The 7,735-nt window shown below is 74.0% G+C and carries 7 protein-coding genes and 2 riboswitches; of the genes, 5 read left to right on the top strand and 2 right to left on the bottom strand.

Going from position 1 to position 7,735, the window contains the following annotated elements; translation table 11 throughout:
* The first annotated feature begins 144 nt into the window (after positions 1 to 144).
* Positions 145 to 262, top strand: a riboswitch (SAM riboswitch).
* 54 nt (positions 263 to 316) lie between these two features.
* On the top strand, positions 317 to 1,690 hold the full coding sequence (locus ACFV0G_RS30275) for an aminotransferase class V-fold PLP-dependent enzyme (RefSeq protein WP_380554948.1): 1,374 nt from the start codon (positions 317 to 319) through the stop codon (positions 1,688 to 1,690).
* Positions 1,691 to 1,709: 19 nt separating this feature from the next.
* On the opposite strand, the gene ACFV0G_RS30270 is transcribed toward ACFV0G_RS30275, so the two are convergent.
* Both ACFV0G_RS30270 and ACFV0G_RS30265 read right to left on the bottom strand, forming a co-directional pair.
* Positions 1,710 to 1,991: an Lrp/AsnC ligand binding domain-containing protein gene (locus ACFV0G_RS30270; RefSeq protein ID WP_380554946.1), complete on the bottom strand. Its 282-nt coding sequence runs from the start codon at positions 1,989 to 1,991 to the stop codon at positions 1,710 to 1,712.
* On the bottom strand, positions 1,988 to 2,848 hold the full coding sequence (locus tag ACFV0G_RS30265; protein ID WP_380554944.1) for a rhomboid family intramembrane serine protease: 861 nt from the start codon (positions 2,846 to 2,848) through the stop codon (positions 1,988 to 1,990). Before ACFV0G_RS30265 ends, ACFV0G_RS30270 begins: the two co-directional genes overlap by 4 nt.
* Before the next feature lie 148 nt (positions 2,849 to 2,996).
* On the opposite strand from ACFV0G_RS30265, the gene ACFV0G_RS30260 reads away from it, so the two are divergent.
* The 4 genes from ACFV0G_RS30260 (at position 2,997) to ACFV0G_RS30245 (ending at position 7,665) form a co-directional block, all read left to right on the top strand.
* Positions 2,997 to 3,275, top strand: a complete 279-nt coding sequence (locus tag ACFV0G_RS30260) for a hypothetical protein (RefSeq protein WP_380554942.1) — start codon at positions 2,997 to 2,999, stop codon at positions 3,273 to 3,275.
* A 152-nt stretch (positions 3,276 to 3,427) separates the two neighbouring features.
* Positions 3,428 to 4,834, top strand: a complete 1,407-nt coding sequence (locus tag ACFV0G_RS30255) for an NYN domain-containing protein (RefSeq protein WP_380554940.1) — start codon at positions 3,428 to 3,430, stop codon at positions 4,832 to 4,834.
* A 179-nt stretch (positions 4,835 to 5,013) separates the two neighbouring features.
* Positions 5,014 to 6,048 carry a C40 family peptidase gene (locus tag ACFV0G_RS30250; protein ID WP_380554938.1) on the top strand — a complete coding sequence of 345 codons (1,035 nt, stop codon included), beginning with the start codon at positions 5,014 to 5,016 and terminating at the stop codon, positions 6,046 to 6,048.
* A 359-nt stretch (positions 6,049 to 6,407) separates the two neighbouring features.
* A riboswitch (cyclic di-AMP (ydaO/yuaA leader) is annotated at positions 6,408 to 6,590 on the top strand.
* A gap of 10 nt (positions 6,591 to 6,600) precedes the next feature.
* Positions 6,601 to 7,665: an NlpC/P60 family protein gene (locus ACFV0G_RS30245; protein WP_380554936.1), complete on the top strand. Its 1,065-nt coding sequence runs from the start codon at positions 6,601 to 6,603 to the stop codon at positions 7,663 to 7,665.
* Positions 7,666 to 7,735: the final 70 nt, after the last annotated feature.

Genomic DNA, 7,735 nt, shown 5'->3' with positions numbered 1-7,735 from the left:
GGCCCGCCAGGCCCGCACCCCGGGCGCCGTGCATCCTGCGTCTCGCGTTCCGCGTTCCGTGCCTGCCCGCGCGCCGTTCGGGGCGGTCCGGATGGCGGACGCCGGCTTGACCGGCCGTCGGATCGCCGCGTAGCTTCTTCGCCAGGTCATGAGTGACAGCGCCAAGCCCCAGCTTGCTGTCCGGCAACCCTCCGTCCGTGGCGGGGTGCCCTGGGTGAGGACCGGGCCGTGCGGCGATCCGTCTGCGCGGCAAGCGCGGACCACCGGTGCATCGCCACACCTCCGGGGTCCTCACCCCGTGAAGGAGTGCGTTCCCATGTCGACCACCGCCACCGCCCTCTGCGCCCCGCTCGCCGTCCTCGGCCACGACGTCCGGGTGCCGCTCGCCACCGGCGAGAAGGTCGGCTACGCCGCGCTCGACTACGCGGCCAGCGCCCCCGCCCTCCAGCGCGTCTGGGACGACGTCGCCGCCTATGCCCCCTACTACGGCAGCGTGCACCGCGGCGCCGGCTACCTCTCCCAGCTCTCCACCGACCTCTTCGAGCAGAGCCGCCGCACCGTCGCCGACTTCCTCGACCTGCGCGAGGGCGACCAGGTGGTGTTCACCCGCGCCACCACCGACTCGCTGAACCTGCTGGCCGGGGCGCTGCCCGTGGGCACCCGGGTGTACGCCTTCGAGACCGAGCACCACGCCTCGCTGCTGCCCTGGCGGCACGCCGGCCTGACGGTCGAGTACCTGCGCGCCCCGCGCTCGCACGCCGAGGCCGTCGCCGCCCTCGACGCCGCCCTTGCCGCCGACTCCGCCCCGGGCCCGCGCCTGCTCTGCGTCACCGGCGCGTCCAACGTCACCGGCGAGCTGTGGCCGATCGCCGAGCTCACCGCCACCGCGCACCGGCACGGCGCCCGGGTGGTGCTGGACGCCGCCCAGCTCGCCCCGCACCACCGGCTCTCGGTGCGCGAGCTGGACGTCGACTGGGTCGCCTTCTCCGGGCACAAGCTGTACGCGCCGTTCGGCGCCGGCGTGCTGGCCGGCCGCAGCGACTGGCTGGACGCCGCCGAGCCCTACCTGGCCGGCGGCGGCGCCAGCCGCACCGTCGCCCGGGAGGCCGACGGATCGGTCGCCGTCGAGTGGCACACCGGCCCCGCCCGGCACGAGGCCGGCTCGCCGAACGTGATCGGCGCCTACGCCATCGCCTCTGCCTGCCGCGCGCTCACCGAGGCCGGCTTCGACGTCCTGGAGGCCCGCGAGCGGGCCCTGGTCGAGCGGCTCACCGCCGGGCTGGCCGCGATCCCCGAGGTCAAGGTGCTCAACCTGTTCGGCGAGGGCTCGGCCCGGGTCGGCGTGCTGTCCTTCGTCGTCCGCGGCTGGAACAGCTCGCACTTCTCCGCGGCGCTCTCCGCCGAGTACGGCATCGGCGTGCGCGACGGCCTGTTCTGCGCCCACCCGCTGGTGCGCACCCTGCTCGGCGGCGAGGAGGCCGCGCCGTCCGAGTGCGGCGCCCCCGAGCCGTCGCTGCCGGGCGAGCGCAGCCTGAACGCGATCCGGGTCAGCTTCGGCGCCGGCACCCCCGAGGAGCACGTGGAGCGCTTCCTCGCCGCCGTCCGCACCCTGGTCACCGACGGCGCCCGCTGGACCTACCGCAGCGAGGGCGGCCGCTGCGTCGCCGACACCGGCGAGCGGGCGGCCTGAGCACCGGCCGCCCGGCGGCCTACTCGTCCAGGCCCAGCGCGAACGCCGCCTCCAGGTCGTGCTGCGAGTAGGTGCGGAAGGCGATCTGGGTCTCGGTGTGCGCCACCCCGGGGACCTTGTTCACCCGGCCGGGGATCACCTCGGCGAGGTCCTCGTGCCGGCGCACCCGGACCATCGCCACCAGGTCGTAGCTGCCGGTCACCGAGTAGACCTCGCTGACGCCCTCGATCGCGGCGATCGCCTCGGCGATCTCGGGGATCCTGTCGACGCTGGTCTTGATGAGGACGATCGCGGTGATCACTCTTCGGCTCCTGTGTGTGGGGATGGGGCCAGCGTATCCGCCGCCGTACGGCCCGTCCGCCGCCGCGGTCGCAGCCCCGCCGCCCAGACCGCCAGCCACCCCGCGGTGAAGCCGATCACGTGCGCCACGTATGCCACCCCCGGCACCGCCGAGCCCACCGACCACCACTGCAGGAGGAACCACAGCCCCAGCACCAGCCAGGCCGGGAAGCGCAGCGGCAGGAACAGCAGCACCGGCACCAGCGTCGTCACCCGGGCCCGCGGGTACAGCCGCAGGTAGCCGCCGAGCACCCCGGCGATCGCCCCGGAGGCCCCGACCAGTGCCCGCACCGACGCCGCGGTGTCGGCCTGGGTCAGCGCGTAGCCGTAGGTGGCCAGGTAGCCGATGCCCACATAGAAGAGGAGGAAGCGGAGCCGGCCGAGCCGCTGCTCCACGGCCGGGCCGAAGACATAGAGGAAGAGCATGTTGCCGAGCAGGTGCAGCCAGCCGGCGTGGACGAACAGCGAGGTGAGCACCGACAGCACCGGGACCTTCCCCGGCGACGGCGTCAGCGTGCAGCCCGCCGCGGGCGGGACCGCGGCCAGTTGCAGGGCGTCCAGCGGCCGGTGCGCCAGCAGCTCGACCGGCACCGCGCCCCAGCGCTGCTCGAACCGCTGCTCCGCGCAGACCCGATCCTGGCCCGTGCCCCAGTGCGGGTTGAGGCCGAAGCTCGGCCCGGTCAGCAGCACCAGGGCGCTGACCGCGATCAGCAGGTAGGTGACCAGCGGCGCCGCGGTGGCCCGGGGCGGTGCGGCCGGCGCGGGCCCGTCGAGCTCGGGAAGGGGGACGGGAGCGGGCACGGGGGTGGGAACGGCCATGACAGCGAGCATTCCTCCGCCCCGCCCGGGTGACACCGGGCCGTGCTGCAAGCGGGTGACCGGACCACGCTCCGAGACCGGTGCCCACCGGCACCGCCCCACGCAATAGGCTGGTCACCCGACCAGGGATCAGCCGAGAGGACCTCCGATGACCGTCGCCGCCCCCACTGCCGAGACCCGCTGGCGCTGCACCCTGTGCGGCAACCTGACCCGTTTCGACGTGACGCGCACGGCCCGGGTGGTGGAGTACCTGCACTTCGACCTGAGCGGCGAGTCCAAGGTGGAGGAGACCGAGGTCCTCAGCGAGACCCTGGAGTCGGTGCGCTGCCGCTGGTGCAACGCGGTGGACCAGGTCGAGCTGGTCGCCCGTCCCGGCGCCGAGGAGCCGGCCGAGGAGTCGGCCGAGGCCGGGCAGCCGGAGGCCTGACCGGCGGGGCCCGCCCGCACCCCGGCCCGCCCGGGGTGTGTGGCGCGGTGCCCCGCGGGGCACGGTAGACGGGACAATTGCACAGAGGTGCATCGGAGGGCGGCGGCAGCAGGCCGTGCGGGCCCGGGAGCAGGATCGGAGCCGAGGACGTGGTGGACGCAGCGACGGAGCCGTCCGAGCCGCAGGGGCAGCAGCCCGCCGCGGACCCGGGGCTGCCGGACGCGCCCGGGGCCGGCCAGGCAGTCGAGGCCGAGCACCTGGACCGCCCGCTGCCCGAGGGCGTCCGCCGCCGGGTGGTCGGGATCGCCGCCGACGCGCTCGGCGCCCTTCCGCTCGCCGACCTCCCGTCGGGGCTGCGCCCCTATGCGAAGTTCACCCCCGCGCGCCGCGCCAAGTACGCGGCGACCGCGCTGGCCGCCGCCCTGGACGCGGAGCCGGTCTTCCGGGTGCGGATAGCCGACCGCCTGCGGCTCGGCCAGCCCGACCTGGTGAGGGCGCTGGAGAGCGGCGCCGCCCCGGCCGCCGCCGATCCGCTGGACGTGGCCGCGGCCGCCTACCTGCTGCGCCCGCCGGGCTGGAGCCGGCTGGTCGCCGACGCCGGCGAGGAGGTCGAGCGCGCCGACGCGGAGGGCGCGGCGGCCGAGGCCGCCCGGGTGGTGGAGAAGCTCCAGGCCGAGCTGGTGGAGGTGCGGGCCGCGGCCAGGGCCGACCTCGACCGCCAGCGGGCCGACGCGGAGTCGCTGCGCAAGGAGGCCGAGTCGCTGCGCAAGCGGCTGCGCGGCCTGGAGAGCGACACCCGGCGCTCGCAGGCCGAGGTCCGCAAGGTACAGGCCGAGCTGGACGCCGCCCGGGCCGCCGCGGCGGCCGAGCGCAGCGCCGCCGACGGCGAGTCCCGCCGGCTGCGGCACCGGATCGCCGAGCTGGAGACGGCGCTGGAGTCCGGGCGCCGCTCGGCCCGGGAGGGCCGCAGCGTCGAGGACATGCGGCTGCGGCTGCTGCTGGACACCGTGCTGCAGTCCGCCCAGGGCCTGCAGCGGGAGCTTGCGCTGCCGGTGGCGCAGCTGCGTCCGGCCGACCTGGTGGACGCGGTGGAGCCGTCCTCGGCCTCGCCGCACGACGTGGCCCGGCGCGGTCTGGCGGAGGACGACCCGGCACTGCTCGACCAGTTGCTGGCGATCCCTCAGGTGCACTTGGTGGTGGACGGCTACAACGTGACCAAGACCGGCTACCCGACGCTGCCGCTGGAGCAGCAGCGGCTGCGGCTGCTGGGCGGTCTGGCCATGCTGGCGCAGCGCACCCAGGCCGAGGTGACGTGCGTGTTCGACGGCCAGGACCTGGACGTCCCGGTGATCATGGCGCCGCCGCGCGGGGTCCGGGTGCGCTTCAGCCGCACCGGGGAGACCGCGGACGAGCTGATCCGGCGCCTGGTGCGGGCCGAGCCTCAGGGCCGGCCGGTGGTGGTGGTCTCCACGGACCGCGAGGTCGCGGACGGTGTGAAGAAGGCCGGGGCGCGCCCGGTCGCCTCCGTCCTGCTGCTGAACCGGCTCGCCCGTCCCTGACGTGGGGTCGGCCCGGGCGGCCGGGATGTGTCGAGGTCGTGAATTCCCCGTCGGGGCCTCAAGTCGACGGTCACCGGGAGTGGCGCAGGAGGCGGATGTTCACTAGGGTCTGGCGTCAAACCTATTTTCCGGACTTCCACTCGTTCGGGTGAGTCCAGCAGGAAGAAGGAGCTAGACCCTTGGCCTCCCACCGCCGTCCCAAGCAGCCGAGCCGCGCACGGGTGTCCGTGCTCACCGCTGCCGCAGCGACCGCGGTCGCCCTGTCCGCCCAGGCGAGCGCCCACGCGGCGCCCGCCAAGCCGTCGGTGGACGAGGTCAAGGTCCAGGTGGACCAGCTCCAGCAGGAGCAGGAGCAGGCCGCCGAGAAGTACAACGGCGCCAAGGAGCGCGGCGAGCAGCTCAAGAAGCAGGCGGCCGACCTCCAGGACCAGATCGCCCGGACCCAGGCGCACCTGACCGAGGTCGCGGCCGGCCTCTCCGCGGTGGCCGCGGACGAGTACCGCACCGGCGGGATCGACCCCACCGTGGCGCTGATGCTCTCCTCGAACCCGGACGGCTACCTCGACAAGGCGTCCAGCAACCAGCAGGCCACGGACACCCAGGCCGACACCCTGAAGTCGCTGCGCAACCAGCAGCGCCAGCTCGACCAGCAGAAGCAGGAGGCCGCGGCCATCCTCGCCGAGCTGGAGCAGACCAACCAGACCCTGAGCGACACCAAGGCCGACGTCCAGAAGAAGCTCGCCGACGCCCAGCGCCTGCTGAACTCGCTGACGGCCAGCCAGCGGGCCCAGGTGCTCGGCAACGACCGGGCCTCCCGCGGCGGCGACCGGGTCGTCAGCGTGAACGACCTGCCGCCGGCCTCCGGCTACGCCGGGGTCGCGGTGCGCGCGGCCCTGAGCAAGCAGGGCTACATGTACGAGTGGGGCGCCACCGGCCCCAGCACGTTCGACTGCTCCGGCCTGATGCTGTGGGCGTACGCGCAGGCCGGCGTCTCGCTGCCGCGCACCTCCCAGGAGCAGGCGACCGTCGGCGTCAACGTCGGCACCAACATCGCCAACGCCCAGCCGGGCGACCTGATCATCTACTACTCGGACGCGCACCACGTCGGTATGTACATCGGCAACGGCATGGTGGTGCACGCCCCGCACTCCGGCGCCCCGGTCCGGACGATGGCGGCCGACACGCTGCCGATCAAGACCATCCGCCGAGTCTGACACTTCGGGGCAAAGCGGACATCTCTTCCGGGTGCGGCGACCTGACGCCGTGTGACACGCCCGAACGCGTCGAGATCCTTCTGTGATCTGCGACACGTTCGGGCGTTCTGTTTTGTGCTCGTATGATGAAAATCCGTCAGCCGAGTGTAGAGATCCGCTCACAGGCGGTCGCAGGCACGGACGAATCCGAACATTGCCCCGAGATTTTTCTGACAACGATTTGAACGGATCACGGATCGGTTACTAGGGTCGTGCCACTGGCCACCGCGCAGTCGATCGCCCAACCCGGGCGGCGGCGGGGGCCGCCGCCGAGTCCGCGACACAGCTGGGCAGTCCGACTGCCTACGGGGAGGCCCCTGCCGGGGGTGCTGTCGAACGGAGCCGGGGAACCACGTTCCCTCGGGGTGAATCGGCGTCAGGCCGGCCGCGCCGGCCGGTGGGCGGGAGACCGCGCACCGAACGGGCGGACGGTGAGACGTCGTAGGGCATGCTTCCGGCCCGAACCCGTCAGCTCACCCGGTAGGCGGTGTGAGGAAGAAGGAGTCCGCCTTCGTGGCGTCCCATCGTCGTCCCAAGCCGGTCGGCCGTACCCGTGCCTCCATCCTGACGGCCGCCGCCGCCACCGCTGTGGCCATCTCCACCCAGGCAGGGGCGGCGCACGCCGACCCGGCGCCGACCAAGGAGCAGGTCAAGACCCAGGTCGACCAGCTCAACGCGCAGGCCGAGACCGCGACCGAGCAGTACAACGCGTCCGTGGAGAAGCAGCAGCAGCTCCAGCAGCAGGTCACCCAGCTGCAGGACTCGGTCGCCCGCCAGCAGGCGCAGGTCAGCACCGTGCAGAGCCGGCTGGCCGAGGTCGCGGCCCAGCAGTACCGGGACGGCGGCATCTCCTCCACCGTCCAGCTGATGCTCTCCAGCGACCCCGACAGCTTCCTGACCCGCGCCGGGTCGGCCAGCCAGATGAGCGCCACCCAGGCCGACACCCTGAAGAGCTTCAAGGCCGAGCAGGCCAAGCTCGACGGGCAGAAGGCCGAGGCCCAGCAGAAGCTCGCCCAGCTGGACTCGGTCACCCACGACCTGAAGACCCAGAAGGAGTCGGTCCAGGCCAAGCTGGCCCAGGCGACGGCCCTGCTGGACTCGCTGACCCAGAAGGAGCGCGACGAGCTCGCCGCCGCCCAGGCCAAGGCCGACGCCGCGGCCACGGCCGCCGCCGGCCGGGCCTCCCGCGACACCCCGCGCCCCTCGCTCGGCAACACCACCCCGTCCGGCTCGTACGCCGCCCAGGCACTGGCCTACGCGGAGGGCAAGCTCGGCGCCACCTACGTGTACGGCGCCGCGGGCCCGAGCACCTTCGACTGCTCCGGCCTGGTGCAGTGGGCCTTCCGCCAGGCGGGCGTCTCGCTGCCGCGCACCGCCGCCGAGCAGTGGCACGCGGGCACCAGCATCGGCACCAACGTCGCCAACGCCCGCCCCGGCGACCTGGTCGTCTACGAGGGCGGCGGCCACATCGCGATCTACGTCGGCGGCGGCCAGGTCATCCACGCCCCGCACACCGGCACCGTGGTGAAGTACGCCTCGGCGACGATGATGCCGATCACGGCGATCGTCCGGGTCTGACGCACCGGCACGGCCTGTCGCGGGGGGCGGGCGGGCCGCGGGGGGGGGGGCCCGCCCCGCGGGCCCGACC

The sequence above is a fragment of the Kitasatospora sp. NPDC059571 genome (genome assembly GCF_042735675.1).
Lineage (GTDB): Bacteria > Actinomycetota > Actinomycetes > Streptomycetales > Streptomycetaceae > Kitasatospora.
Note: the sequence above shows the minus strand (reverse complement) of the source record. Positions and strands in the feature narration are given on the sequence as shown.